Genomic DNA, 25,520 nt, shown 5'->3' with positions numbered 1-25,520 from the left:
GACTCAGGCCTGGGGCTTGGTCCCGTTGCCGTCCTCGTCGTTCGTCTCCTCGGGCTGCACGCCCTCGGCCTCGACTGCGTCGCTCGCGGCGTCTTCGACCTTCTCCGATTCGGCGTTCAGGCGCTCGCCGAACTCGGGGTCGTCATCGGGAGCGAGCTGCGGCTCGGCGCTCTCCGCGGGCGCCTCGGCGCCGGCGATGACCTGGCTGATCGCACTGCGGTGCACGACGATCGTCGAGGTGCCGCTCATGACGGTGGCGCGGTTGCTCTCCTCGTCGATCGATTCGATCGTGCCGAAGATGCCCGACTGCAGCATGACCTCGGCGCCGGGGCGCAGCGAGTTCTGCAGCTCCTGCTGGGCCTGCTGACGCTTCTTGCCGTTGCGGAACATGAAGAAGATCAGCACGGCGATCAGGCCGAACATGACGAGAGTAATCGGGTCCACTATGGTCCTTTCGAGGAAGCGATGTGCCTGCGGCACAGACCCCTCAACCCTACCGTGCGGATTCCTCGATTCGCGCCGTGAACGAGAATTCCGGGGTCACACGGAGAAAAGGTGCTCCGGGATCGGGGCTCCGACGTGCTGCCAGCCGAGCTTCGTGGCCATGCGACCGCGCGAAGTCCGGGTGAGGAGCCCGGCGCGCACCAGGAACGGTTCGACGACCGCTTCGATCGTCTCGGCCTCTTCACCGACCGACACGGCGAGGTTCGCGAGCCCGACGGGGCCGCCGCCGAAGCGCTCGACGACGGCCGCGAGCACCTCCCGGTCGAGCCGGTCGAGGCCGTGCCGATCGACGTCGTAGAGCGTGAGCGCTGCATGCACCGTCTCGGTATCGCCCGGAGCGCCGTGCACGAGGCCGTAGTCGCGCACGCGACGCAGGAGACGGTTCGCGATGCGCGGCGTACCGCGCGAACGGCCGGCGATCTCGTCCACGCCCTCGTCCGAGAGGTCGAAACCGAGCAGCCCCGCGGCGCGCCTGATGACGCTCGCGAGCTCGTCGTCCGAATAGAACTCGAGGTGGGCGGTGAACCCGAAGCGGTCGCGCAGCGGGTTCGGCAGGAGCCCCGCACGGGTCGTCGCCCCGACGAGCGTGAACGGCGCGAGCTCGAGCGGCACCGACGTCGCCCCCGCCCCCTTGCCGACCATGATGTCGATCTTGAAGTCCTCCATCGCGAGGTACAGCATCTCTTCGGCGCTGCGCGCCATACGGTGGATCTCGTCGATGAAGAGCACCTCCCCCGGCGTGAGCGCCGAGAGCACGGCGGCGAGATCGCCGGCGTGCTGGATGGCGGGGCCCGACGTCTGGTGCAGCGGCTTGTCGAGCTCGGACGCCACGATCATCGAGAGCGTGGTCTTGCCGAGTCCGGGAGGGCCCGCGAGCAGAATGTGGTCGGGGGTGTGATCTCTGAGCGTCGCCGCTTCGAGCAGCAGCCCGAGCTGACCGCGCACTTTCGCCTGCCCGACGAACTCCGCCAGGCGCGTGGGCCTGAGGGCGCCCTCGAATCCCTGCTCCGACGGTGCGGCCTGCGGTGACAGCTCCCCCGTCATCGCGCGGCCCTCGAGCCGGCCCGGCCGGCCTGCAGCAGCACGAGCGCGGCGCGCAGCAGCCCGGAGCTCTCGGCGGGCGCACCGGCGTCGAGCGCGTCCCGCACCGCCTGCTCGGCGTCGGCTTCGCGCCAGCCGAGGCCGACGAGCCCCTCGCTCACGCTCGCGGCGACCTGTTCCTCGGGGCTCGAGGCGGGTACCGCGGAATCGCTCTCGATCGCGTACTGCGCCAGCTTGCCGGCCAGCGATACGGTGATGAGCTTCGCCGTCTTCGGGCCGATGCCCGAGACCTTGCGGAACGGCTTCTCGTCCTCGGCCGCCACCGCGCGGGCGATCTCGCCCGGGCTCAGCGCCGACAGCACTCCGAGGGCGCTGCGCGGGCCGACCCCCGACACGCCGATCAGGTGTCCGAACACCTCCAGGTCGTCTGCTCCCGTGAAGCCGAAGAGCGTCAGCGAATCCTCGCGCACCACGAGCGACGTGTGCAACTGCACCTCGTCCCCCGGCACGAATTGCGCGACACGTCCGCTCGGCACTTCGACGCGCATCCCGACGCCGCCGATCTCGACGACCACCCAACCGGCACCCGCCGCCTGCACCTGTCCGCGCACTGAAGCAATCACAGCATCAGCCTAGAATGCACGGCCGAGAAACCGAGCCCGCCACACCGACCATTCGAAACTATCTACGAACGATCGGTGCGGCGGGCGGGTCGGTGCGAACGCCTACGCGGTGACGGTCTCCGGCGAATGCGCTGCATTCGCGTTCCGCACTGCTACCCCGCGCTACGCTCCGTGGGCTGCCGCCGTGTGCGGCACGGCAGTGCTGGGCGAATGCTCTGCATTCGCGTTCCGCACTGCCCTATTGACCGAGGAGACGATGGCCTTCAGCGTGGCGCGAGACGTGTCGGGGTCGATGCCGACGCCCCAGAGACGCTGACCGTCGACCTCGAGATCGACGTAGGCAGCGGCGACCGCGTCGCCGCCCGAGCTCATCGCGTGCTCGACGTAGTCGAAGAGCGTGACCGCGCGGCCTTCGGCGTTCAGCGCATTGATGAACGCGTCGACGGGCCCGTTGCCTCGGGCCGTCATCGAGCTCTCGGCCGCGCCGTCGCGGTAGTCGACCTCGAGTTCGGTGACGCCGTCGCCCGCGCTCGACGTCGCGGTGCGGAACAGCTCGTAGCGCCCCCAGCGATCGGACGACGGGTCGGAGCTCGGCAGGTACTCGTCCTGGAAGATGCGCCAGATCTCGTCGCTCGACACCTCGCCGCCCTCGGAATCGGTGACGCCCTGCACGACCGCGCTGAACTCGATCTGCAGACGGCGCGGCAGATCGAGGCTGTGGTCGGTCTTCAGCAGGTACGAGACGCCGCCCTTGCCCGACTGCGAGTTCACGCGGATGACGGCCTCGTACGAACGGCCCAGATCCTTCGGGTCGACGGGCAGGTAGGGTACTGCCCATTCGACCTCGTCGATCGACTTCTCCGCCGCATCCGCGTCGGCCTGCATGCGCTCGAAGCCCTTCTTGATCGCATCCTGATGCGATCCCGAGAAGGCGGTGTAGACGAGGTCGCCGGCCCACGGGCTGCGCTCGGGCACGCGCAGCTGGTTGCAGTACTCGGCGGTGCGGCGCACCTCGTCGAGGCGCGAGAAGTCGATCTGGGGGTCGATGCCCTGCGTGAACATGTTGATGCCGAGCGCGACCAGGTCGACGTTGCCGGTGCGCTCGCCGTTGCCGAAGAGGCAGCCTTCGATGCGGTCGGCCCCCGCCATGTAGCCCAGCTCGGCCGCGGCGATGGCGGTGCCGCGGTCGTTGTGCGGGTGCAGCGACAGGATCACGTTCTCGCGGTGCGCCAGGTTGCGGCTCATCCATTCGATCGAGTCGGCGTAGACGTTCGGCGTGGCCATCTCGACGGTGGCGGGCAGGTTGATGATGACCTTGCGCTCGGGCGTCGGCTCGAAGATCTCGAGCACCTCGTTGCAGACCTCCACGGCGTACTCCAGTTCGGTGCCGGTGTACGACTCGGGCGAGTACTCGTAGAAGACCTCGGTGTCGGGGCAGATGGCCTCGGATTCGCGGCACAGTCTCGCGCCGTCGAGCGCGATCTGCTTGATGCCGTCGCGATCCTGGCGGAAGACGACATCGCGCTGCAGAATGCTCGTCGAGTTGTACAGGTGCACGATCGCCTGCTTCGCGCCGATGATCGACTCGTAGGTGCGCTTGATGAGGTGCTCGCGCGCCTGGGTCAGCACCTGAATGGTGACATCGGCAGGGATCGCGTCTTCCTCGATCAGCTGGCGCACGAAGTCGAAATCGGTCTGGCTGGCCGACGGGAACCCGACCTCGATCTCCTTGTAGCCCATCTTCACGAGCAGGTCGAACATGATGCGCTTGCGCTCGGGGCTCATCGGGTCGATGAGCGCCTGGTTGCCGTCGCGCAGGTCGACCGCGCACCAGCGGGGCGCCTCGGTGATGCGCTTCGCCGGCCAGGTGCGGTCCGGGAGCTCGACCGTGATGATCTCGTTGAACGGACGGTAGCGATGGATCGGCATGCCCGAGGGCTGCTGCATGTTCTTCATGGGCTCGAATCTTTCTCGTCGAATACTTTGCTCAGCCAAACACGAACGCCGCGACGAGGGAGGCCTCAGATTAGGACTCGTCGCGGCAGCTAAGGAGAAGCGAGCCGAACAGCATGCTCCGATCCTAACACGCCGCCCGCCGCGCCCGTGTTCCCTAGAGTGGTCTGCATGGAAACGATCAGACGCGTCCATCCGATCCGCGCCCTCGTCCTCGCTCTGCTCGCCCTCGGGAGCATCCTCCTCGGCATCGCGCTCCCGAGCGTCGCCGCCTCGGCGAACGCGCAGATGTTCGGGTACGAGAGCTGGAACGTGCGCTACGAGATCGGCGTCGACGCGGAGGGCCGCGCCGTCGCGCACGTGAGCGAGACGATCACGGCCAGGTTCCCCGATTTCGACCAGAATCGCGGCATCGTACGGGGGCTCCCGATCGACTACGAGGGCTCGTCGACCGATCCGCGCGACTTCACCGTGACCGACGCGAACGGCGCGCCCGTTCCGTTCGCGGTGGAGCGGGAGGACGGGTTCGTGGCCGTGCTCACCGGAGATGACGCATACGTGCACGGACGTCAGACCTATGTGATCGAGTACACCCTCAGCGACGTCGTGCTGGCGCGCGAGGATGGCCGCGCCGACGAGTTCTACTGGGACGTCATGGACTCCGAGCATGCGCAGTCCGTCGAGTCGTTCACGGCCGAGATCGCGTTCTCGCCCGAGCTCGCCGACCGCTTGAACGGCGACCTGCGCTGCTATACGGGCTCGGCCGGGTCGAACGCCGAATGCTCGATCTCAGAGCACGACGCGGAGTTCGCCGTGCCGTCGCTCCGCCTGCTCCCCCGCCAGGGCGTGACCGTCGCGATCGGGCTCGAACCCGGAAGCGTCGTGCAACCGCCGCGGCGCCTGCAGAATGCAGCGCTCGACTGGGGGCCGCTCGCGCTCACGGCCGGCGCAGGCGCCGTCGGCGTCGCAGGCCTCATCGTCGTCGGTCGACACGGTGCGCGCCGCAAGCAGTACCGGGGCGCGGTCGTCGCCCAGTACGAGGTGCCGCCCGAGCTCCCGCCGCTCATCGCGGGCTCCATCGTCGGGAGCACGGGTCGGGCCGCCGCCGCCGAGATCGTCCACCTCGCGGTGAACGGCGCCATCCGCATCGAAGAGGGCGAGGATCAGGGCGTCTTCGGCCGCGGCGCGCCGCGGCCGATGCTCCGCGTGCTCGACGGGTTCCGCGCGCCCGACATGCTCGACAAGGCGATGCTGCAGTTGCTCTTCGACGAGATCGCTCCGGGCGAGACGTTCGTCGTCCCGAAGTCGAGCGAGCATTTCTCGGCCCGGATGCGCAGGCTCGGCGAGACCGCCGACGCCGAGGCCCTGAAACGCGGATTCTTCACGAAGGAGCGCACCCCCGCCGCGCGCGTGCTCGGCTTCGTGGGCCTGGGGCTCGCGGTCGTCGGACTCGCGGCGACGGCCGTCGCACTGGTCTCGCGCAACATCGGCCCGCAGCCGATCATCGCCGCCGCGGTGGGCGTCGTGGGGCTCGTCCTCGCACTGGTCTGCCTGTCGAAGCATCGCGTGCACACGCCGCTCGGCGCCGAGTGGCGGGAGCATCTCGAAGGGGTGAAGCTCTTCATCCGCGTCGCCGAGCAGGAGCGATTGCAGATGCTGCAGTCGTATACGGGGGTGGAGCGCTTCGACGACGGCAGCGTGAACGTGATCCACATCTACGAGAAGCTGCTGCCCTATGCCGTGCTCTTCAAGCTCGAGAAGGAGTGGGCGCGCACGCTCGAGGTCACCTATGCGACGTACGGAACCGCGACAGATATCGGCCCGGCATGGTATCCGGGGCTCGGTCTGCACGGCACTGCGGAGATCGGCGGCACGATCTCCCAGTTCACGAGCGCCATGACGTCGGCGACGAGCTACACCTCGAGCAGCTCGGGCGGTTCGAGCGGCGGGGGGTCCGTCGGCGGCGGCGGCGGAGGCGGCTTCAGCGGCGGAAGATGAGCATAGGGCGGGCCTTCGAGTAGGTGCCCCTACCTCCGCGGCCGGTAGCCTGCGCTGCCGAAGCCGAGGATGAGGTAGCCGATCACCGAGAACACCCACAGCAGGAAGAACGAGAACGCGCCTCCCTTGCCGAAGCGGTCGCCGGTGCGGATCGCGACGAAGATCGAGAAGACGATGTTCACGATCGGGATCAGGTAGAGCAGGGTCATCCACGCCGAATAGCCGGCGACCTTGACGAGGATGAAGACGTTCACGATGGGGATGATCGCAAGAATGCCGGGATACCCGGCCTTCGAGAACACCCGCCAGAGCGCGATGGCGACGATGACGTACCAGGCGATCGCGAAGATGCCGTAATTCTGGGAGAGCGCGGTGATCTGGGCCTGATCGGTGATGTCGACGAGTGCGTGCATGGCTCGAATTCTAGTCGGTTCAGAAGCCGAGCCGGCCGAGCGCCTTCGGGTCCCGCTGCCATTCCTTGAGCACCTTCACACGCAGTGAGAGGTAGACCCGGCGGCCGAGCAGCGCTTCGATCTCGCGGCGCGCATTCTTGCCGATCTCGCGGAGCCTCGACCCGCCCGCTCCGATGACGATGCCCTTCTGGCTGTCGCGTTCGACGTAGATCGACGCGTAGATCTCGAGAAGACCGGGCCCATCGTCCTCCGGCTCGCGCTCTTCGCGGTCGTCGACGGTCGCGGCGAGCGAGTGCGGCAGCTCTTCGCGTGCGCCTTCGAGGGCCGCTTCGCGGATGAGCTCGGCGATGCGGTCGTCCTCGCTCTCCTCGGTGGACTCGCTGTCGACGTAGAGCGGAGGCGATTCGGGCATGAGGTCGAGCAGCACGTCGCTCAGCACGTCGAGCTGCTCGTTGGCGACCGAGGAGACCGGTACGACCGCATCCCATTCGCGCAGTTCTCCGAGACGCGTGAGCTGGTCGATGATCTCGGTCTTCGACGCCCGGTCGACCTTCGTGAGGATGGCGACCTTCTTGGCGCGCGGGAAGTCGTTCAGGCGATCGTTGATGAAGCGGTCGCCGGGGCCGAGCTTCTCGTTCGCGGGCACGCAGAAGCCGATGACGTCGACGTCTCCGAGGGTCGACTCGACGAGCGCGTTCAGACGTTCGCCGAGCAGGGTGCGGGGGCGGTGGATGCCCGGCGTGTCGACGATGACGAGCTGGCCGTTCGGGCGATGCGCGATGCCGCGGATCGCCCGCCGCGTCGTCTGCGGCTTCGGGCTGGTGATGGCGATCTTCTCGCCGACGAGCGCGTTGGTGAGCGTCGATTTGCCGACGTTGGGGCGTCCGACGAAGGAGGCGAAGCCGGCCCGGTACCCCTCGGGTGTCTGCGCGTTCATTCCTGTTCCTCCTCGGTCCCGACGAATCGGGCTTCCACTGACATGAGTCGTCGATTGCGCCGCAGCGTCTCCGCGGCGATGAGTTCGATGCCCGCGACTACGACGCGGTCCCCCGTTTCGGGCAGCCTGCCGAGGTGCTTCGCGACGATACCGCCGACCGAATCGACCTCGTCGTCCTCGAGCTCGATGTCGAAGAGCTCTCCGAGCCGCTCGACCGAGAGGCGGGCGCTCACGAGCAGCGACCCGTCGGCCTGCAGTTCGACCTCCGCGACCTCTCGGTCGTGCTCGTCCGAGATGTCGCCGAGCAGCTCCTCGATCAGATCCTCGAGGGTGACCAGGCCCGATATCCCGCCGTACTCGTCGACCACGATCGCGAGGTGGGTCGCTTCGCGCTGCATCTGCCGCAGCAGCTCGTCGGCGCGCTGCAGCTCGGGGGCGAACATCGCGGGCTTCATGATGCGGGTGACGAGGGCCGTCTCGGCCTCCTCGGGCCGCCTGAACAGGAAGCCGCTGGCGTCGCGCAGGTGGACGATGCCGGCGATCTCGTCGATGTCGCCGTCGAAGACCGGCATGCGCGAGTGGCGCGAGGCGAGCAGCTGCTCGAGCGCTTCGCGCACGCTCGCCTCGTTCGATACGGCGATCATGTCGATGCGCGGCACCATCACCTCGCGCACGAGGGTGTCGCCGAATTCGACGAGCGAGTGGATGTATTCGCGGTCGTCGTCCTCGAGCACGGCGTGCTCGGCGGCCTGGTCGACCATGGACAGCAGCTGCTGCTCGTCGCGGATGCGCCCCGAGGAGCCGGCCCGCCCCGGGGTGACGCGATCGCCGAGGCGGATCAGCCCGGTCGCGATCGGCCCGAGGATGATGCGCAGACCGCGCACGAGCCGCGCGGTCGTGCGGATGAAGGCGTCGGCGTGATGCGTGCCGACCGTGCGCGGGCTCGACCCGACGAGCACGAAGGTGGCGGCGGTCATGACGAGGCCGGCGACGATCAGCGTGAGCCAGATGCGGTCGAGCGAGTATGCGAGCACGAGCGTGATGAGCACGGCGGAGAGCGTTTCGGTGAACACGCGTACGAAGCCGATGGTGTTCAGATGCGCGCGTTCGTCGTCGGCGATCGCCTGGATCGCGCGCCCGGTCTGGGTGCCCTCTTCCGCGAGGGCGAGCAGATCGGCTTTCGAGCGCACGCCGAGGGCCGCGTCCGTCGCTGCGAGCAGCCCGCCGAACGAGAGCAGCAGCACCGCGGCCGCCAGCAGCAGTGCGGCGAGGCCGGGGCTCACCGGGAGCGCTCGCGCATGGCGAAGGAGAGCAGCAGATCGCGCTGCAGGCCGAACATCTCCGCCTCTTCATCGGGCGTCGCGTGGTCGAAGCCGAGCAGGTGCAGCATGCCGTGCGTGAGCAGCACCGAGATCTCCTGCTGCAGGTCGTGACCGGCGGCCTCGGCCTGCATCTCGGCGACCTGGGGGCAGATCACGACGTCGCCGAGCAGCCCGGCCGGGGTCTTCGCGTCGACGCGCCCGGGGCGCAGCTCGTCCATCGGGAAGCTGAGCACGTCGGTCGGGCCCGGCTCGTCCATCCATTGGACGTGCAGCCGTTCGATCGAGGCTTCGTCGACGAGCAGCACGCCGAGCTCGGTGTCGGGGTGCACGTGCAGCGATTCGAGCACGAAGGCGCTGAGCCGCTGCAGGCGCGTTTCCTCGACCTCGATGGCCGACTCGTTGTTGATCTCGACACTCATGAGGCGTCGTCCTTTCGCTGCTGTATGCGCTCCTCGTAGGCAGTGTACGCATCGACGATGCGCCCGACGAGACTGTGCCGCACGATGTCGTCGGCGGTGAGGGACGCGAAGTGCATGTCTTCGACATCGTGCAGAATGCGGCTCGCGACGTTCAGCCCGCTCGAGCGCAGTGGCAGGTCGGCCTGCGTGCTGTCGCCGGTGATGACCATCTTCGAGCCGTAGCCGAGGCGGGTGAGGAACATCTTCATCTGCTCGGGTGTGGTGTTCTGCGCTTCGTCGAGGATGATGAACGCCTCGTTGAGGGTACGGCCGCGCATGTAGGCGAGCGGCGCGACCTCGATCGTGCCGTTCGCGAGGAGCCGGGGCACGAGCTCCGGGTCCATCATCGAGCCGACCGCGTCGAAGAGCGGTCGCAGATAGGGGTCGATCTTGTCCTCGAGGCTGCCGGGCAGGTAGCCGAGGCGCTCCCCCGCTTCGACGGCGGGGCGGGTCAGGATGATCTTCGCGACCTCGCGCTGCTGCAGCGCCTGAACGGCCTTGGCCATCGCGAGGTAGGTCTTGCCGGTGCCCGCCGGGCCCGTGCCGAAGACGATGGTGTTCTCGTCGATCGCATCGACGTAGGCGCGCTGGCCGGCGGTCTGGGCCCGCACGGACTGGCCCCGCACGGAGAGGATCGGCTCGCCGAGCGCGCGCCCCGCAGCGGCCCCTGCCCCGTTCTGCACCATCTTCGTGACGGCCTGCACATCGGTGCGCGAGACCGCGCCGCTGAGTCGGGCGACCTCGAGCACCTCGGCGACGACCTGCTCGGCCCGGCGCACGGCCTCGATCGGCCCGCGCAGCGACAGTACCTCGTCGCGCGCATGGAAGGACACATCGGGGTGCTGCGCCTCGAGATCGGCGATGAGCTGATCCCTGTGGCCGAGGAAGGCCGCGAGATCGACCCCGGTGAGCCGTACCGTGCGCTGCAGTTCCGGTTCAGGAGCCAACGAGCGAGCTCTCCCCGAATGCGCCGGCGAGCACGTGGGCGTGGACGTGGAAGACGGTCTGGCCGGCGCTCGCGCCGTTGTTGAAGATGAGCCGGAACTCGCCGTTGGCGCGTTCGGTCGCGATCTGCTGGGCCACCGCGATCATCTCTGCGAGGGTCTCGGGAGAGCCGGCCGCGAGCTCGGTCACGTTCGCGTACTCGGTCGACTTCGGCACGACGAGCACGTGCAGCGGCGCCTGGGGGGCGATGTCGGGGAATGCGATGACGCGGTCGGTCTCGGCGATGATCTCGACCGGGATCTCGCCCGAGACGATCTTGCCGAACACGGTTTCTTCTGCCATGCGCTCAAGTCTACAGCGAGGTCCGCCGCGGCGTTCCGGGCCCCAGGGGTCGACGGGCCCGCATTCCGCGTTCTGGCAGAATGAAGCGGTGACCGAAACCTCGACCGAGCGGAGCGGCGGGCCCCCGTCGCGCCGACGTCTCCGACGGACTGCGCTCGGGCTCCCCGCAGTGGCGGTGCTCGGGGCGCTGCTCGTCGGCGTCGGTCTGCCGCTCGCGAACCCGCTCTTCCCCGCGAGCGAGGTGTCGTCGTGCACGATCGGCAAGAAGCTGATCCGCGAGCGCCGGGTGATCGTGCCGAAGCAGGTCAGCGACTGCGGCCGGTTCGTCTCGCGCCAGCGGGTCGCCTGCTCGAGCGACCCGGGCACCGAGGTGCCGCTCATCGCGGGGGTCACCTACGATCTCGTGGTGCGCGGCCCCAGGCTGGGCCGGCTGACGTCGCCGACCATCGCCTCGGCCACGGTATCGGAGGTGCAGAAGTACCCTCGGACCGCTGCCGGAGCCGACTTGGAGAATTCGTGGAGCGGGGCCGCGCACGCCCTCATGGAAGAGTTCTCGGTCGAAGCGCTGCGCGCCTTCGACTACGAGCAGCCGCCCTACGATGCGGAGTGCGAGGTCGGTCGCAGCGTCATGACGACGAAGGGCATCCAGTTCGTCGACGCCGAACGGGCGGCTGAACTGCTCGCGCCGCCGCCCGGCACTGCGCCGCGCGCACCGCTGCTGCCGTGCAGGGGCTTCCCGTGCACCGACCCGTTCGACGACCTGCCGCCGCAAGCGCCTTGAGGCGCGGCGTCGCCGCCGAGGGCTCTACCAGCGGCCGAGCGCCGTAGCCAGCACCGCGAGGGCGGCGGGGCCCGCCGACGAGGTGCGCAGCACCGTATCGCCGAGCACGAGCGTACGCGCACCGGCGGCCTCCAGGGCATCGAGTTCGGCGTCGGCGAAGCCGCCCTCCGGGCCGACCACGAGCACGATCTCGTGCGCGGCGCGCGCCGCGCCGCCGTTCGCCCACTCGGAGAGTCGAGCGCCGCTGCGCGGATGCAGCGCGATGACCTCGGTGCCCGCGGCACCGGCGAGGGTGCAGAGCTCCGGCAGACCTACGGGCCGGTCGATGCCCGGAATGCGGGCGCGGAGCGACTGCTTCGAGGCCTCGCGGGCGATGCGCGCCCACTTCGCGACGCCCTTATCGGCCTTCTCGGCCCCCCACCGCGACACGGAGCGCGAAGCCTCCCACGGCACGATCGCGTCGACGCCGAACTCGGTGGCCTGCTCGACGGCCCGCTCGTCGCGGTCGCCCTTCGCGAGCGCCTGCACGAGCACCACGCGCTGCGCGGGCGCGGGCGCGGCGTGCCCCGTGTCGAGACGCACCGAGAAGCGGTCCCGCTCCAGCGTCACCACCTCGCCCGAGCCGATCGCTCCGGAGCCGTTGCCCACCGAGATCCGCTCTCCGAGGCGCAGGCGCGAGACCTTCACGGCGTGACGCGCTTCGTCGCCGACGACCTCGACGGTCGCGCCGGCGCCGAAGGCACTGTCGTCGAGGTCTTCGCGGTAGTAGAGGTTGGCCATCTCGCGCTCGCCTCCTAGCGGAAGAAGCGGTCCCTGATCTTGCCGAAGAAGCTCTGGTGGAACTCGCCGAGATGCGGCGCGTCGTCCTTCCGGAGCGCGGCGAGCTGCCGCACCAGATCCTGCTCCCGCTTCGAGAGCTTCGTCGGGGTCGCGACCTGCACCGCGATCTTGAGGTCGCCCCGGTTCGTCGTGCGCAGCCCCTGGATGCCGCGCCCGCGCACCGTGATGATGTCGCCCGATTGCACCCCGGCCTCGATATCGACGGGGATCTCCCCGTCGAGGCCCTCGAGCTTCGACTGCACGCCGAGGATGGCGTCGGTCATCGACACCTGCATGGTGCACAGCAAGTCGTCGCCGTCGCGGCTGAAGATGTCGTGGTGGGTGACGCGGAACTCGATGAAGAGGTCGCCGTTCGGGCCGCCGCCCGGGCCGACCTCGCCGCCGCCGCGCATCTGGAGGCGGGTGCCCGTGTCGATGCCGGAGGGGATGTCGACCGGGATCGTGCGCCGTTCGCGCACGCGGCCCTTGCCGCCGCAGGTGATGCACGGATGCTCGATGACGGTGCCGTAGCCCTGGCAGCTGCCGCAGGGGTGCATCGTCACGACGTTGCCGAACAGCGAGCGCACCTGGCGCTGCACCTGTCCCTGGCCGCCGCAGACGTCGCAGGTGACGGGGTGCGTGCCGGGCTGGCAGCAGCTGCCCTGGCACGTGTCGCACAGCACGGCCGTGTTGACGGTGATGTCGCGCTGCGAGCCGAAGATGACCTCGTCGAGCGCGACGTCGACGCGGATCATGGCGTCGTCGCCGCGTTCGGAGCGGGAGCGCGGGCCTCGCTGGCCCCCGCCGAAGCCGCCCCCGCCGAAGAACGTCTCGAAGATGTCGCCGAAGCCGCCCATGCCGCCGTTCGCGTCGCCGCCGACGTCGTAGCGCTGGCGCTGCTCGGGATCGCTCAGCACGTCGTAGGCGTGGGTGACCGCCTTGAAGCGCTCGGACGCCTCCTCGCTCGGGTTCACGTCGGGGTGCAGCTCGCGCGCGAGGCGGCGGTACGCCTTCTTGATCTCTTCGGGGGTCGCCTCACGAGAGACTCCCAGCGTTTCGTAGTGATCGGCCACGTTCTCGCTCCTCAGCAGATGGTGTCGTGTTCAAGCGGCGCGCTGCCCGCGCGCCGAGGTCAATGGTCTTCGTCGAGCAGACGGTTCAGGTATCGTGCGACCGCGCGCACCGCGGCCATGTTCCCCGCGTAGTCCATGCGCAGCGGGCCGAGCACTCCGAGCCGCGACGACGATGCGCCGTCGCTCTCGTAGCTCGACGCGATCACGGAGGTCGCCTGCAGCCCGTACGGGGCGTTCTCGCGGCCGATCGAGGCCGAGACCTCGCGCTCGTCCTGCACGAGCTCGCCGAAGAGCCGCAGCAGGGTGACCTGCTCTTCGATCGCCTCGAGCACGGTGTGCAGGGATCCCGAGAACTCCTCGGGCCGGGAGAGGTTCGCGGCGCCCGAGATGACGATCTTCTCGCTCCGGTTCGCCTGCAGCTGCGCGCTCACGAGCTCGAGCAGCAGCCTGACGAGGTCGGTCTCCTGCGGATGCGCCCATTCGGCGATCGTGTCGCCGAGCGCGGAGAGCGCTGCGATGCCGGCGTCGACGTCGGCGCCGACGATGGCGTCGGCCAGCCGGTCGCGCAGCCCGTGCACCCAGGTCTCGGTCACGAACGATGCCGGCAGACGGGTCATCTGCTGCTCGACGACGCCGCTGCCGAGGATGAGTACCGAGAGCACCCGGTCCTGGCCGAGGACGACCAGGTCGATGTGCCGGATGGTCGTACGGCGCAGCGAGGGGTACTGCACCACCGCGACCTGGTTCGTGAGCTGCGCGAGCAGCCGCACCGAGCGCACCATGGCATCGTCGAGATCGCTCGATTCGCCGAGGAACCGCGTGATGGCTGCGCGCTGCGCCGTTGTGAGCGGACGGATCTTCGCGAGCGTGTCGACGTACAGCCGATACCCCTTGTCCGTGGGGACGCGCCCCGACGAGGTGTGCGTCTGGGCGATCAGCTCGTCCTCCTCGAGCAGCGCCATGTCGTTGCGGATGGTGGCCGCCGACACGCCGAAGCTGTGCCGGTCGACGATGGCCTTCGACCCGACGGGCTCGCTCGACGCGATGTAGTCGCCCACGATCGCATGCAGCACGGCGAGACTGCGTTCGGAGACGTTGCGTTCACCGCTCATGCGCATCCTCTCCCATCGGTCGGCCCTCTGCGGGGTGAAGTCCTCGGCCGCGCCCGGCCCGTCGCACTCGGGTGCATTTGGCACTCGCCATGACTGAGTGCCAGTCTAACGCACGAGGAGTTCGCGGCCGATCCCGGCGGTCGGCGTTCGCGCTCCGCTGATTCCGCGGGGAACCGTCGGTGCCGAACCCGCTACGCGGCCCGCCCGCGATCAACCCGCGAGCAGGCGGTGCACGACGGTATCGGCGAGCAGCCGACCGCGCAGCGTCGGAACGATCCTCCCGCCCGCGGTGCCGTCGGCGGCGATCGCGGCGCGACCGTCGATGAGACCCTCGGCGATGAGCCCCGGCACGGCCCGCCGCTCGTCGGCATCGAGCACCGCGATCGGCAGGCCGTCGGCGATGCGGGTCTCGAGGAGGATGCGCTCCTCGCGCCGGGCCTCGTCGCTCAGCACCTCTCGGGCGTGCGCGGGCGAGACGCCGGCGTGCATGCGCTGCGCGTACGCCGCCGGATGCTTCACGTTCCACCACCGGGTGCCGCCGACGTGGCTGTGCGAACCGGGGCCGGCGGCCCACCAGTCCTCGCCCGTCCAGTACGAGAGGTTGTGCCGAGACCGGGTCTCGGGGCTGCGCGACCAGTTGCTGATCTCGTACCACGAGAACCCGGCGGCGGCGAAGCGCCCGTCGGCCAGCTCGTACATCTCCGCGTGCAGATCGTCGTCGGGTTCGGGCACCTCGCCGCGGCGGATCTGGGCCGCGAGCTTCGTGCCGCGCTCGACGATCAGCGCGTAGGCGGAGATGTGGTCGGGCTCGGTCGCGAGGGCCGCATCGATCGACCGTTGCCAATCGGCGAGGCTCTCCCCCGGCGTACCGTAGATGAGATCGACGCTCACCTGCAGCCCGGCCGCTTTCGCCCAGCTCGTCACGAGCGGGATGCGCTCGGGCGTGTGCGTGCGGTCGAGCGTGGCGAGCACGTGTGGCACCGCGGACTGCATGCCGAAGCTCACCCGCGTGAAACCGGCGTCGGCGAGGGCCGCGAGGTACTCCGCGTCGACGGAGTCGGGGTTGGCCTCGGTGGTCACTTCGGCGCCCGGTGCGAGCCCCCACTCGTCGCGGATGCCCGCGAGCATGGAGACGAGGTCGGTCGCCGGGAGGAGCGTCGGCGTTCCGCCGCCGAAGAAGACGGTGCTGACGGGGCGCTCGACCACGCCGGAACGGCGCAGCACGTCGGCGCCGAACGCGAGCTCGCCGCGCACTTCGCCCGCGTAGTCGTCGCGGCTCGTGCCGGCGAGCTCGGTCGCGGTGTAGGTGTTGAAGTCGCAGTACCCGCACCGTACGCGGCAGTAGGGCACGTGCACGTAGACCCCGAACGCGCGTTCGGCCGAACCGACGGCGGCGCTCGCGGGGAGCAGACCGGTCTCGGGAGCCGGGTCGCCCTCGGGCAGAGCCGACGGCACGCTACTCGCCCGTCGCGCTCTCGTGCGAATCGGCGGGCTCCGCGGCGGCCTCCGAATGATCCGACGTCTCCGCGGGCTGCGCAGTCGCCTCGGGCTCCGCGGCGGCCTCCGCTCGCGCCGTGCCCGTCGAGGCGCCCGCGGTCGCGGTCGCGGCGGCGCCCGGCGCCAGCGCGCCGATCTGCAGTTTGACGGCGTCGATGGCCGCGCGCAGGTCGGCGCGCGCCTTGAGGCCCAGCAGGCCGTTCTTGGCCGGGGTCAGGAAGCCGCGGGCCACGGCCCAGACGGTGTCGTCGTCGCGGCGCTCCACGACGAAGCGCTGCTCGCCGATCGCGCCGAGCTCATCGCCGGTGCCCCAGGCGAATCCGACGCGGCGCTCCTCGTCGACGGTGTAGACGATGAGCACGCGCCGCGCTATCCCGCCCTGCAGCGCGATATCCGCGCTCGTACCCGCATTCAGATAGGGCTCGCCGTCGGGCCCGAAGGTGTCCTCGCGGGGCGCGGCCGCCTGCGCGACGCCGTGCTCGTCGAACTCGACGCCTTCGTACTCGTCATCGGGTCCGCGCTCGACGACCTCGACCGTCATGCCGGCGCCGCGCTGCGCGCCCCAGGTCATGAGCAGGCTCGACGCCGAGAGAAAGCGCTCCTCGCCGCTGCCGAGCCGCTGCTCCTCCTCGTAGGGCGTGCTGCCCTCGGGCGGGAAGCGGAGCAGATCGGGGTCGCGGGTCGCGCCGATCGAAGCGTACGCGGCCGGCATGCCGACATGACTGCTGCGCCGCCCGCCGTGGTCCCGGTTCGAGCTCGTCATTTCTTCGACCCCTCCTTGCCCTCCACATCTCCGGACAGCGCGGCGATGAACGCCTCCTGGGGCACCTCGACGCGGCCGACCATCTTCATGCGCTTCTTGCCCTCCTTCTGCTTCTCGAGCAGCTTGCGCTTGCGGCTGATATCGCCGCCGTAGCACTTGGCGAGCACATCCTTGCGGATGGCGCGGATGTTCTCTCGCGCGATGATGCGCGAGCCGATCGCGGCCTGGATCGGCACCTCGAACTGCTGCCTCGGGATCAGCTTGCGCAGGCGCTCGGTCATCATGGTGCCGTAGTGGTACGCGTTGTCCTTGTGGACGATCGCGCTGAACGCATCGACCTTGTCGCCCTGCAGCAGGATGTCGACCTTGACGAGATCGGCCTCCTGCTCGCCCATCGGCTCGTAGTCGAGCGAGGCGTAGCCCTGCGTGCGGCTCTTCAGGTGGTCGAAGAAGTCGAAGACGATCTCGCCGAGCGGCACGGCGTAGCGCAGCTCGACCCGCTCGCCCAGGTACTCCATGCCGAGCAGGCTGCCGCGGCGGCTCTGGCAGAGCTCCATGATCGTGCCGACGTAGTCCTTCGGGGCGAGGATCGCGACGCGCACCATCGGCTCGCGCACCGAGGCGATCTTGCCTTCGGGGTACTCGGACGGGTTCGTCACCGTCACCTCGGTGCCGTCCTCCGCAGTCACCTCGTAGACGACGCTCGGAGCGGTCGCGATGAGGTCGAGGTCGAACTCGCGGCGCAGGCGCTCGGAGATGATCTCGAGGTGCAGGAGGCCGAGGAAGCCGCAGCGGAAGCCGAAGCCGAGCGCCACGGAGGTCTCGGGCTCGTACTGCAGGGCCGCGTCTTCGAGCTTCAGCTTGTCGAGGGCCTCGCGCAGCACCGGGTAGTCGCTGCCGTCGATCGGGTAGAGGCCCGAGAAGACCATGGGCTTGGGGTCGGTATAGCCGGGCAGCGCTTCGTCGGCGCCGTGGATCTTCGACGTGATCGTGTCGCCGACCTTCGACTGGCGCACATCCTTGACGCCGGTGATGAGGTATCCCACCTCGCCGACCGCGAGCCCCCGGGTCGCGCGCGGTTCGGGCGACGACACGCCGATCTCGAGCGCTTCGTGATCGCTGCCGGTCGACATCATCTGGATCTTCTCGCGCGGAGCGAGCTTGCCGTCGACCATGCGCACATAGGTGACGACGCCCCGATAGGGGTCGTAGACCGAATCGAAGATCATGGCGCGCGCCGGGGCCTCGGCGTCGCCGACCGGTGCGGGGATGCGCTCCACGACCCGGTCGAGCAGGGCCTCGACGCCCATGCCGGTCTTGCCCGACACCGCGAGGATGTCGGCCGGGTCGCCGCCGATGAGGTCCGAGATCTCGCGCGCCACGCGCTCGGGGTCCGCCGCCGGCAGGTCGATCTTGTTGAGCACGGGGATGATCTCGAGATCGTGCTCCATCGCGAGGTAGAGGTTCGCGAGCGTCTGGGCCTCCATGCCCTGGGCCGCATCGACGAGCAGAATGGCGCCTTCGCAGGCCGCCAGGGATCGGCTGACCTCGTAGCTGAAGTCGACGTGGCCCGGCGTATCGATCATGTTGAGGGCGTACTCGACCCCGTCGGCCTGCCAGTGCATGCGCACGGCCTGCGACTTGATCGTGATGCCGCGCTCGCGCTCGATGTCCATGCGGTCGAGGTACTGGGCGCGCATCTCGCGCTCGGGCACCGTGCCGGTGATCTGGAGCATGCGGTCGGCAAGCGTCGACTTGCCGTGATCGATGTGCGCGATGATGCAGAAGTTGCGGATCTTCGCGGGGTCGGTCGACGCCGGCACGGGAGGGTTCACACTACGAGGAGACATCGCCTGCCATTATCGCATGATCCGGCCGTGCGACCGGCCAGGCGGGCGCCGTTCGGCGAGGCGCGCCGCGCCGCGAGATTTCGGCCCTCGCTGCCACCGATCGGGGGGCGATCTGCTAAAGTTGATTCTTGGCTTGCGTGTGGAGATCATCCACACCCTCTGCAAGGTGCCCTCTCTCACCGCGCAGAACAATCCCGACTGACCTGAAGAATCGTAAGGAATCACCCCAACGTGGCAAATATCAAGTCGCAGATCAAGCGCATCAAGACCAACCAGAAGGCTACCGAGCGCAACCGCGCGTACAAGAGCGAGCTCCGCACGCTCATCCGCAAGACGCGCGAGGCCATCACCGCCGGCGACAAGGCCGCTGCCGAAGGCAACCTGAAGGTCGCCGCGCGCAAGCTCGACAAGGCCGTCTCGAAGGGCGTCATCCACAAGAACCAGGCTGCGAACCGCAAGTCGAAGCTCGCTGCGAAGGTCGCCGCGCTCTAAGCAGCCGCACCTCTCGGATCCTCCGAAAGGCCCCGCTTCGGCGGGGCCTTTCGTGCGTTCTGCGGGCCTTCGGGGCGACGGTCAGCGGGTGCGACCGCGCCGCGCGATGAAGAGCACGTACTTCTCGAGCGCGTACTCGGGATCCCTGCTGCCACCCTTCAACCGCCATTCGGTCTCGGCGGCGAGATCGACGGCGCGCGCCAGATCCTCCTCCTGCCAGCCGCGCACCTCGCGCAGCGCGCGATCGACCTGCCACGGCGCCATGCCGAGCTGCGAGGCGAGCTGACCGCTCGATCCTCGCGCGCCGTGCACCCGCGCCATGCCGCGCACCTTCATGTTGAGCGCGGCGAGGACGGGGATCGGATCGGTGCCCGTCGAGAGCGCCTGGCGCAGCAGCACGAGCGCCTCAGCCGCGCGGCCCGCGGTCGCCGCATCGGCGACCTTGAACCCCGTGGTCTCGACACGGCCCTCGGTCGCCCGGCCGACTTCGGCCTCCGCGATGCGCGGCCCGACATCGGCGACGAGCTGGGCGCACGCCCCGGCGAGCTCGCCGAGGCCGCCGGAGTACGCGTCGACGAGCATGCGAGCGCCTCCGGGGGTGATCTGCGCGCCGAGGCGCCGGAACTCCGCTTGCACGAACGCGAGGCGATCCTGATCCTTCTTCATCTCCGGGCAGACGATTTCGATGCCGGCCCCCGCCCCCGCGCGCACGCGGTCGAGCAGGGCCTTGCCGCGCTGGCCGCCGGAATGCCGGAGCACCAGCGTCGTATCGTCTGCGGCGGCTTCGACGTAGCGCTTCGCGTCTTCGAGGAAGGCGTCGGAGCACTTCTCGACGCCCGAGACGCGGATGAGGCGCGGCTCGGCGAACAGCGACGGGCTCGCGATCGTGAACAGCTCCCCCGCGGCGTACGATGCCGCGTCGACGTCGTGGACCTCGAGTTCGCCGTGCGACTCGCGCAGCGCCTCGCGGATCGCGTGGGTGGCGCGGTCGGCGAGGAACGCCTCGGGACCGCTGATGAGCACGACCGGCGCGGGGGCCGCCGCGGTCCACTCGAGCTGAGGGATCTTGGACTTCGAACCACGCGCTGCTGCCACGCCACCAGCCTAGTGGGGCCCGCGCGGGCGCACTGCGCTGCAACGCCCGTCGCTGGACAGCACCCGCCGATTCTTATATGTTGTCAGTAAGTACATATTTGATCCTTCATCCCCTTCGCAAAGGAGCGACCATGCATGCACCCACTCGTGAAGACCAGTTCTCGTTCGGCCTCTGGACCTTCGGCTGGCAGGCGCAGGACCAGTTCGGCAGCGCGACCCGCGCACCGATCGACACGGTCGAAGCCGTGCACCGCCTGAGCGATCTCGGCGTGTGGGGCATGACCTTCCACGACGACGACCTCTTCCCGTTCGAGAGCAGCGACGCCGAGCGCCGTGCAGAGATCGACCGCCTCAAGGGCGCGCTCGACGAGACCGGCCTGGTCATCCCGATGATCACCACCAACCTGTTCAGCCACCCCGTGTTCAAGGACGGCGGATTCACATCGAACGACCGCTCGGTGCGGCGCTTCGCGCTGCGCAAGGTGCTGCGCAACATCGACCTCGCCGCCGAGCTCGGCGCCGAGACCTTCGTCATGTGGGGCGGCCGCGAGGGCAGCGAGTACGATGCGGCGAAGGATGTGCAGGCCGCCCTGGCCCGCTACCGCGAGGCGGTGAACCTGCTCTCGGAGTACGTGCGCGAACAGGGATACGGCATCCGATTCGCGATCGAGCCCAAGCCGAACGAGCCGCGCGGCGACATCCTGCTGCCGACCATCGGACACGCGCTCGGCTTCATCGAGACGCTCGAGCACCCCGAGATGGTCGGCCTGAACCCCGAGACCGGCCACGAGCAGATGGCGGGCCTCAACTACACCCACGGCATCGCCCAGGCGCTCGACGCGGGCAAGCTCTTCCACATCGACCTCAACGGTCAGCGCGGGGTGAAGTTCGATCAGGATCTCGTCTTCGGCCACGGCGATCTGCAGAACGCGTTCTCGCTCGTCGACCTGCTCGAGTTCGGCTCGCCCGAGGGCGGCACCGCCTACACCGGCCCGCGCCACTTCGACTACAAGCCGTCGCGCACCGAGGATTCGGACGGGGTCTGGGAGTCGGTAGCCGCGAACATGCGCATGTACCTCCTGCTGAAGGAGCGCGCCGCGGCATTCCGCGCGGACCCCGAGGTGCGGAGCGCACTGGAGGCCGCACGGGTCGCCGAACTGCGCACCCCCACGCTCGCCCCGGGCGAGACCCTGAACGATCTGCTGGCCGACCGCGCGAGCTACGAGGACTTCGACGCGACGCCGTACTTCGACGGTCGAGGCTTCGGCTTCGTCCGTCTGCAGCAGCTCGCGATGGAGCACCTCATGGGAGCACGCTGATCCAGACTATCCTCCTTGAGTGGGCCCCTGCACGGGGCCCACTCAGTTCTCCAACCCGCGGAGGCCGGTCCCCGGTTCCGCACCCGAACCACCGAAGGGCCCGGCATGCTCGTCGCAGGCATTGATAGTTCCACGCAGAGTTGCAAGGTCGTCATCTGCGACGCCGAGACCGGCCGCATCGTGCGCGAGGGCCGCGCGTCGCATCCGACGGGCACCGAAGTCGACCCGCAGGCGTGGTGGGACGCGCTGCAGGTCGCGCTCGCCGATGCGGGCGGCCTCGCCGATGTCGCGTCGATCGCCATCGGCGGGCAGCAGCACGGCATGGTCGCGCTCGACGAGCACGGGCGCGTGATCCGCGATGCGCTGCTCTGGAACGACACCCGCTCCGCGGCCGCGGCCGATGACCTGCGCCGGGAGTTCGGCGAGGAGGCGCTCGCCGAACGCGTCGGGCTCGTGCCGGTCGCATCGTTCACCATCTCCAAACTGCGCTGGCTGCGCGACCACGAGCCGCAGCATGCAGCGGCGGTGGCCGCCGTCGCACTGCCCCACGACTGGCTCAGCTGGCGCCTTGCCGGGTACGGCCCCGCGGACGACGCGCCCCGCGGCGCCGACCTGACCGCGCTCTTCACCGACCGATCCGACGCGAGCGGCACCGGCTACTGGAGCGCTCGTACCGGAGCGTACGACACCGAGCTGCTGCGCGCCGCGCTCGGGCACGACGCGGTCGTCCCCCGAGTACTCGACCCGCTCGGCATCGGCGCCCGCACCGCGGGGCTCGCCGACGCCGGCATTCCCGACGGGATCGCGATCGCTCCCGGCGCCGGAGACAATGCCGCCGGCGGTCTGGGCCTCGGCATCGGCGTCGGCGATGCCGTCGTCTCCATCGGCACGAGCGGAACGGTGTTCGGCGTGTCGGAGACTCCGATCGCCGACCCCAGCGGCACGGTCGCGGGGTTCGCGGATGCGGCCGGCGCGCACTTGCCGCTGATCGCGACCCTGAACGCCGCGCGCGTGCTCGACAGCATCGCGGGGCTCCTCGGCGTCGACCACGAGGAACTCGGGCGCCTGGCGCTCACCGCGCCCCCGGGGGCGGACGGTCTGGTGCTCCAGCCCTATTTCGAGGGCGAGCGCACCCCGAACCTGCCCGATGCGACCGCCACGCTCTTCGGCATGACGCTCGCCTCGACGCGGCGGGAGCACCTCGCGCGCGCCGCCATCGAGGGCCTCCTGTGCGGGCTCGCCGACGGCCTCGAAGCGCTGCGCGAGGTCGGCTTGGCGGCGCGCTCCGTCACGCTGATCGGCGGCGCCGCGATGAACCCCGCCGTGCAGTCGATCGCGGCCGAGGTCTTCGGCCTCCCGATCCGGGTGCCGCAGCCCGCGGAGTACGTCGCTCTGGGGGCCGCGCGTCAGGCGAGTTCGGCGGCACGTGGCTCGTGGGCGGAATGGCCCGTAGACCTCGTGCGCGAACTGCCCGTGAACGAGCAGCCGATCATCCGCGAGCAGTACGGGCGGCATCGCCGGTCAGGCGTCGGCGCGCAGCGCTGAGCCCGGCTCCGGCGCGCTCACGCGGCGGTCGCGGATCCGAATACCACCGGGTCTGCGAACACGCGCTCGAACACCCGCTCGCTGATGCCGACGAGCACTTCGTGCGCTCCCAGGCCGCCGCTCACGACGCGGACGTCTGCCGAGAGCGCCCCGAACGATCGCTCGGCGAGCCGTGCTGCAAGGCGCTCCGGCCGTGCTCGGTAGAGCGAGGAGAGGAAGCCGCCGAGCACCACGAGCTGCGGCGCGAGCGCGCTGACGAGCACGGCGATGCCGTCTCCGAGGCGATCGACCTGCTGATCCATCGCCCGAGCGAGGGCGGCATCGGTGTTCGAGACGAGCGCCTGCTCGAGCTCATCGGCGTCGAGGGATCCGCGCCCGATCAGCTCCAGCAGTTCGCTCTGCCGCACGACCCGCTCGAAGCAGCCGCGCTGACCGCAGTAGCAGGCCTCGCCGCCGGGATCGATGACGATATGGCCGAACTCGGCGCCGAATCCCCGGTAGCCCCGGAGCTCGTGGCCGTCGACGTACGCTCCGCCGCCGATGCCGCCGCCGGAGCCGTTCACGTAGATCATGTGATCGACTCCCCTGCCCGGCCCGAACTGCCGCTCGGCGGCGGCGCCGACCTGCGCATCGTTCGCGAGTACGACCGGAATATCGAGGCGCTCCTCGAGCAGGCGCGCGAGCGGCTCCCCCGTCCATTTCAGGTTGGGAGCCAGTTCGACCGTGCCGGTCTCCACATCGACGAGCGCGGGCACGGCGACGCCGAGGCCGACCACGCGGTCGTAGGCGTCGAGCTCGGGGCGCAATCGCTCGACCGCCACCGCGATCTCGTGGACCACCTCGACGGCGGAGGGGCGCTCGGAGAGTTCACGGCGCTGCCGCACATGCACGACGCCGCCGAGGCCGACGATGCCGACGACCACCGCACCGACGTCGGGGTACGCGACGAGTGCCACGATGCGCGGGTTGATGGCCACGATCGGGCTCGGCCGCCCGACCCCGGTCCGCTCCTCGGGAAGCGCCTCGGAGGCGAGATCCAGCTGCACGAGTTCGCTCACGAGCGCCGCGATCGTCGAACGGTAGAAGCCCGTGCGCTTCGTCAGCGCGGCGCGCGAATGCGGACCGTCGTAGTGCAGCGCATGGAGCACCCCTCTGAGGTTCGCGCGTCTCACCTGCTCGTTGCTGCGCTGATGCTGGCTCATCTTTCGCTTCCGCCTGTTCCGGGCTCTCCGCTCCCCGTTCGGACCGATTTCTTCCCCTATAGAACATCCCAGTTCGGGCATCGCCTGCGCAAGTCGCGAAGGGTCCGATAACGGTTCGGAAACGAAGCGATCCCCAGCAGTACGGGAGTTGACAGGGTCCATATCCATGAATAGGTTGTTAGACGCGACAAATTCCCGAAAGGCAGTTCGCACCGATGCAGTATCGACTGCAAGATGTTCAGAGAGGAACACCGATGAAGACCACCCGTACCCTCGCGGCGCTCGCCCTCGCGGGCTCCGCGGCGCTCGCGCTCTCGGCCTGCACGGCCAGCCCCGCGAACACCTCGGACGCCGGCACCGAGGGAGTCGATTGCAACGTCGGCATCTCCATGCCGACCCGCAGCCTCGAGCGCTGGATCAACGACGGCGAGCAGCTGCAGGCGTCGCTCAAGGACGCCGACTGCACCACCGATCTGCAGTACGCCGACAACAAGACCGACCAGCAGATCTCGCAGATCCAGAACCAGATCGCCGGCGGCGCGAAGATCCTCGTCATCGCCGCGATCGACGGCGAAGCGCTCGCGCCGGTGCTCGAGGAGGCGAAGACGCAGGGCGTCACCGTCATCGCGTACGACCGCCTGATCAACGGCAGCGAGAACGTCGACTACTATGCGACGTTCGATAACTACCAGGTCGGTCAGCTGCAGGGCGAGTACATCGTCGAGACGCTGGACCTCGAGAACACGGAAGAGACCTTCACGCTCGAGCCGTTCGCCGGCAGCCCCGACGACAACAACGCGAAGTACTTCTTCTCGGGGGCTTGGGACGTGCTCCTCCCCTATGTCGAATCGGGCCGGCTGACCGTGCCGTCGGGCAAGGCGCCGAAATCGAACGACGACTGGGCGTCGATCGGCGTCCAGGGCTGGGACTCCGCGAAGGCGCAGGCCGAGATGGACAACCGCCTCTCGTCGTTCTACACCGGCGGCGACAAGGTCGATGTCGTACTCTCCCCCAACGACAGCCTCGCGATCGGCATCATCGCCTCGCTGAAGTCGGCCGGCTACACCCCGGGCGCCGACTACCCGGTGCTCACCGGCCAGGACGCCGACAAGGCGAACGTGAAGGCCGTGCTCGACGGCGAGCAGTCGATGACCGTCTGGAAGGACACTCGTACGCTCGGTGATCGCGTGTTCCAGATGACGCAGTCGATCGTGAACGGCGAGGAGCCCGAGGTCAACGACACGGAGACCTACGACAACGGCGCGAAGGTCGTCCCGTCGTTCCTGCTGCCGCCGGAGACCGTGACCGCCGATCTGGTGCAGTCGAAGCTCATCGACTCCGGCTTCATCCAGGCGAGCGACGTCGGCCTCTGACCCGTCTCGGGGGCCGGGAGCCGTTCGGCGACTCCCGGCCCCCGTCCCCCTTTTCCGTCACGT

At 69.4% G+C, this 25,520-nt stretch carries 24 protein-coding genes; 6 read left to right on the top strand and 18 right to left on the bottom strand.

The features are described 5' to 3' along the window. Positions 1 to 3: 3 nt before the first annotated feature. The 4 genes from yajC to leuA form a co-directional block, all read right to left on the bottom strand. Complete coding sequence (yajC, locus tag NHL51_RS11325) at positions 4 to 444, bottom strand: preprotein translocase subunit YajC (protein WP_434143851.1); 441 nt, start codon at positions 442 to 444, stop codon at positions 4 to 6. Positions 445 to 540: 96 nt separating this feature from the next. Next, positions 541 to 1,548: a Holliday junction branch migration DNA helicase RuvB gene (gene ruvB, locus NHL51_RS11320; protein WP_434143850.1), complete on the bottom strand. Its 1,008-nt coding sequence runs from the start codon at positions 1,546 to 1,548 to the stop codon at positions 541 to 543. Further along, positions 1,545 to 2,168 carry a Holliday junction branch migration protein RuvA gene (gene ruvA / locus NHL51_RS11315; RefSeq protein ID WP_434143848.1) on the bottom strand — a complete coding sequence of 208 codons (624 nt, stop codon included), beginning with the start codon at positions 2,166 to 2,168 and terminating at the stop codon, positions 1,545 to 1,547. The genes ruvB and ruvA overlap by 4 nt, the downstream gene beginning before the upstream one ends. Positions 2,169 to 2,330: 162 nt before the next feature. After that, on the bottom strand, positions 2,331 to 4,124 hold the full coding sequence (gene leuA / locus NHL51_RS11310) for a 2-isopropylmalate synthase (protein ID WP_434143846.1): 1,794 nt from the start codon (positions 4,122 to 4,124) through the stop codon (positions 2,331 to 2,333). Between the two features lie 168 nt (positions 4,125 to 4,292). Here leuA and NHL51_RS11305 point away from each other — a divergent pair, with 168 nt between their 5' ends. Then, positions 4,293 to 6,119 (top strand): DUF2207 domain-containing protein, encoded by a 1,827-nt coding sequence (locus NHL51_RS11305; protein ID WP_434143844.1) that lies wholly within the window; start codon positions 4,293 to 4,295, stop codon positions 6,117 to 6,119. Positions 6,120 to 6,148: 29 nt separating this feature from the next. Here the strand turns inward: NHL51_RS11305 and NHL51_RS11300 are convergent, their stop codons facing one another. From NHL51_RS11300 to NHL51_RS11275, 6 genes are read right to left on the bottom strand one after another with little or no spacing between them, the layout of a single operon-like run. Next, positions 6,149 to 6,532 (bottom strand): DUF5684 domain-containing protein, encoded by a 384-nt coding sequence (locus NHL51_RS11300; protein ID WP_434143843.1) that lies wholly within the window; start codon positions 6,530 to 6,532, stop codon positions 6,149 to 6,151. A 19-nt stretch (positions 6,533 to 6,551) separates the two neighbouring features. Then, positions 6,552 to 7,469 carry a GTPase Era gene (era, locus tag NHL51_RS11295; RefSeq protein ID WP_434143841.1) on the bottom strand — a complete coding sequence of 306 codons (918 nt, stop codon included), beginning with the start codon at positions 7,467 to 7,469 and terminating at the stop codon, positions 6,552 to 6,554. Continuing rightward, entirely contained in the window at positions 7,466 to 8,752 is a 1,287-nt protein-coding gene (locus NHL51_RS11290) for a hemolysin family protein (RefSeq protein ID WP_434143839.1), read from the bottom strand. Before NHL51_RS11290 ends, era begins: the two co-directional genes overlap by 4 nt. Next, the gene (ybeY, locus tag NHL51_RS11285) at positions 8,749 to 9,210 is read right to left on the bottom strand and encodes an rRNA maturation RNase YbeY (protein WP_434143838.1); all 462 of its coding nucleotides are present in this window, start codon (positions 9,208 to 9,210) and stop codon (positions 8,749 to 8,751) included. Before ybeY ends, NHL51_RS11290 begins: the two co-directional genes overlap by 4 nt. Further along, the gene (locus tag NHL51_RS11280) at positions 9,207 to 10,196 is read right to left on the bottom strand and encodes a PhoH family protein (protein WP_434143836.1); all 990 of its coding nucleotides are present in this window, start codon (positions 10,194 to 10,196) and stop codon (positions 9,207 to 9,209) included. Before NHL51_RS11280 ends, ybeY begins: the two co-directional genes overlap by 4 nt. Further along, complete coding sequence (locus NHL51_RS11275) at positions 10,186 to 10,536, bottom strand: HIT domain-containing protein (protein WP_434143835.1); 351 nt, start codon at positions 10,534 to 10,536, stop codon at positions 10,186 to 10,188. Before NHL51_RS11275 ends, NHL51_RS11280 begins: the two co-directional genes overlap by 11 nt. A gap of 88 nt (positions 10,537 to 10,624) precedes the next feature. Between NHL51_RS11275 and NHL51_RS11270 the strand changes: the two genes are divergently transcribed. Then, on the top strand, positions 10,625 to 11,317 hold the full coding sequence (locus tag NHL51_RS11270; RefSeq protein ID WP_434143834.1) for a hypothetical protein: 693 nt from the start codon (positions 10,625 to 10,627) through the stop codon (positions 11,315 to 11,317). 24 nt (positions 11,318 to 11,341) lie between these two features. Here the strand turns inward: NHL51_RS11270 and NHL51_RS11265 are convergent, their stop codons facing one another. The 6 genes from NHL51_RS11265 to lepA all read right to left on the bottom strand — a co-directional run bounded on the left by NHL51_RS11265 (position 11,342) and on the right by lepA (position 18,431). Next, positions 11,342 to 12,097 (bottom strand): 16S rRNA (uracil(1498)-N(3))-methyltransferase, encoded by a 756-nt coding sequence (locus NHL51_RS11265; protein WP_434143832.1) that lies wholly within the window; start codon positions 12,095 to 12,097, stop codon positions 11,342 to 11,344. Positions 12,098 to 12,111: 14 nt separating this feature from the next. Further along, positions 12,112 to 13,209 carry a molecular chaperone DnaJ gene (gene dnaJ, locus NHL51_RS11260; protein ID WP_434143831.1) on the bottom strand — a complete coding sequence of 366 codons (1,098 nt, stop codon included), beginning with the start codon at positions 13,207 to 13,209 and terminating at the stop codon, positions 12,112 to 12,114. A 59-nt stretch (positions 13,210 to 13,268) separates the two neighbouring features. Next, on the bottom strand, positions 13,269 to 14,321 hold the full coding sequence (gene hrcA, locus NHL51_RS11255) for a heat-inducible transcriptional repressor HrcA (protein ID WP_434143829.1): 1,053 nt from the start codon (positions 14,319 to 14,321) through the stop codon (positions 13,269 to 13,271). Between the two features lie 210 nt (positions 14,322 to 14,531). After that, positions 14,532 to 15,776: a radical SAM family heme chaperone HemW gene (gene hemW / locus NHL51_RS11250; protein WP_434143827.1), complete on the bottom strand. Its 1,245-nt coding sequence runs from the start codon at positions 15,774 to 15,776 to the stop codon at positions 14,532 to 14,534. A gap of 1 nt (position 15,777) precedes the next feature. Next, positions 15,778 to 16,581, bottom strand: a complete 804-nt coding sequence (locus tag NHL51_RS11245) for a DUF1990 family protein (protein WP_434143825.1) — start codon at positions 16,579 to 16,581, stop codon at positions 15,778 to 15,780. Continuing rightward, positions 16,578 to 18,431: a translation elongation factor 4 gene (lepA, locus tag NHL51_RS11240; RefSeq protein WP_434143823.1), complete on the bottom strand. Its 1,854-nt coding sequence runs from the start codon at positions 18,429 to 18,431 to the stop codon at positions 16,578 to 16,580. Before lepA ends, NHL51_RS11245 begins: the two co-directional genes overlap by 4 nt. 231 nt (positions 18,432 to 18,662) lie before the next feature. On the opposite strand from lepA, the gene rpsT reads away from it, so the two are divergent. Continuing rightward, positions 18,663 to 18,923, top strand: coding sequence for a 30S ribosomal protein S20 (gene rpsT, locus NHL51_RS11235; protein ID WP_434143822.1), 261 nt, complete (start codon positions 18,663 to 18,665; stop codon positions 18,921 to 18,923). 81 nt (positions 18,924 to 19,004) lie between these two features. Here the strand turns inward: rpsT and holA are convergent, their stop codons facing one another. Continuing rightward, a complete protein-coding gene (gene holA / locus NHL51_RS11230) occupies positions 19,005 to 20,018 on the bottom strand; it encodes a DNA polymerase III subunit delta (RefSeq protein ID WP_434143821.1) in 1,014 nt (337 codons plus the stop codon). A 131-nt stretch (positions 20,019 to 20,149) separates the two neighbouring features. On the opposite strand from holA, the gene xylA reads away from it, so the two are divergent. Together xylA and xylB are read left to right on the top strand one after the other, a co-directional pair. After that, complete coding sequence (gene xylA / locus NHL51_RS11225) at positions 20,150 to 21,337, top strand: xylose isomerase (RefSeq protein WP_434143819.1); 1,188 nt, start codon at positions 20,150 to 20,152, stop codon at positions 21,335 to 21,337. Between the two features lie 105 nt (positions 21,338 to 21,442). Continuing rightward, positions 21,443 to 22,882 (top strand): xylulokinase, encoded by a 1,440-nt coding sequence (xylB, locus tag NHL51_RS11220; protein WP_434143817.1) that lies wholly within the window; start codon positions 21,443 to 21,445, stop codon positions 22,880 to 22,882. Between the two features lie 17 nt (positions 22,883 to 22,899). On the opposite strand, the gene NHL51_RS11215 is transcribed toward xylB, so the two are convergent. Continuing rightward, a complete protein-coding gene (locus NHL51_RS11215; protein WP_434143815.1) occupies positions 22,900 to 24,084 on the bottom strand; it encodes an ROK family protein in 1,185 nt (394 codons plus the stop codon). Between the two features lie 254 nt (positions 24,085 to 24,338). On the opposite strand from NHL51_RS11215, the gene chvE reads away from it, so the two are divergent. Further along, complete coding sequence (chvE, locus tag NHL51_RS11210; protein ID WP_434143814.1) at positions 24,339 to 25,457, top strand: multiple monosaccharide ABC transporter substrate-binding protein; 1,119 nt, start codon at positions 24,339 to 24,341, stop codon at positions 25,455 to 25,457. Positions 25,458 to 25,520 lie beyond the last annotated feature (63 nt).

Source organism: Leucobacter sp. gxy201, assembly GCF_051043335.1.
GTDB lineage: Bacteria > Actinomycetota > Actinomycetes > Actinomycetales > Microbacteriaceae > Leucobacter.
The sequence above is the reverse complement of the archived record's forward strand: the minus strand, read 5'-3'. Positions and strand labels throughout refer to the sequence as shown.

Bases quoted from the DNA above. Each gene is read 5' to 3' on its own strand.
- lepA (WP_434143823.1), bottom strand. From the start codon at position 18,431: ATGTCTCCTCGTAGTGTGAACCCTCCCGTGCCGGCGTCGACCGACCCC.
- ybeY (WP_434143838.1), bottom strand. From the start codon at position 9,210: ATGAGTGTCGAGATCAACAACGAGTCGGCCATCGAGGTCGAGGAAACG.
- NHL51_RS11215 (WP_434143815.1), bottom strand. From the start codon at position 24,084: ATGAGCCAGCATCAGCGCAGCAACGAGCAGGTGAGACGCGCGAACCTC.
- xylA (WP_434143819.1), top strand. From the start codon at position 20,150: ATGCATGCACCCACTCGTGAAGACCAGTTCTCGTTCGGCCTCTGGACC.
- hrcA (WP_434143829.1), bottom strand. From the start codon at position 14,321: ATGAGCGGTGAACGCAACGTCTCCGAACGCAGTCTCGCCGTGCTGCAT.
- NHL51_RS11305 (WP_434143844.1), top strand. From the start codon at position 4,293: ATGGAAACGATCAGACGCGTCCATCCGATCCGCGCCCTCGTCCTCGCT.
- NHL51_RS11275 (WP_434143835.1), bottom strand. From the start codon at position 10,536: ATGGCAGAAGAAACCGTGTTCGGCAAGATCGTCTCGGGCGAGATCCCG.
- era (WP_434143841.1), bottom strand. From the start codon at position 7,469: ATGAACGCGCAGACACCCGAGGGGTACCGGGCCGGCTTCGCCTCCTTC.
- leuA (WP_434143846.1), bottom strand. From the start codon at position 4,124: ATGAAGAACATGCAGCAGCCCTCGGGCATGCCGATCCATCGCTACCGT.
- NHL51_RS11245 (WP_434143825.1), bottom strand. From the start codon at position 16,581: ATGACGAGCTCGAACCGGGACCACGGCGGGCGGCGCAGCAGTCATGTC.
- xylB (WP_434143817.1), top strand. From the start codon at position 21,443: ATGCTCGTCGCAGGCATTGATAGTTCCACGCAGAGTTGCAAGGTCGTC.
- NHL51_RS11300 (WP_434143843.1), bottom strand. From the start codon at position 6,532: ATGCACGCACTCGTCGACATCACCGATCAGGCCCAGATCACCGCGCTC.
- chvE (WP_434143814.1), top strand. From the start codon at position 24,339: ATGAAGACCACCCGTACCCTCGCGGCGCTCGCCCTCGCGGGCTCCGCG.
- NHL51_RS11265 (WP_434143832.1), bottom strand. From the start codon at position 12,097: ATGGCCAACCTCTACTACCGCGAAGACCTCGACGACAGTGCCTTCGGC.
- ruvB (WP_434143850.1), bottom strand. From the start codon at position 1,548: ATGACGGGGGAGCTGTCACCGCAGGCCGCACCGTCGGAGCAGGGATTC.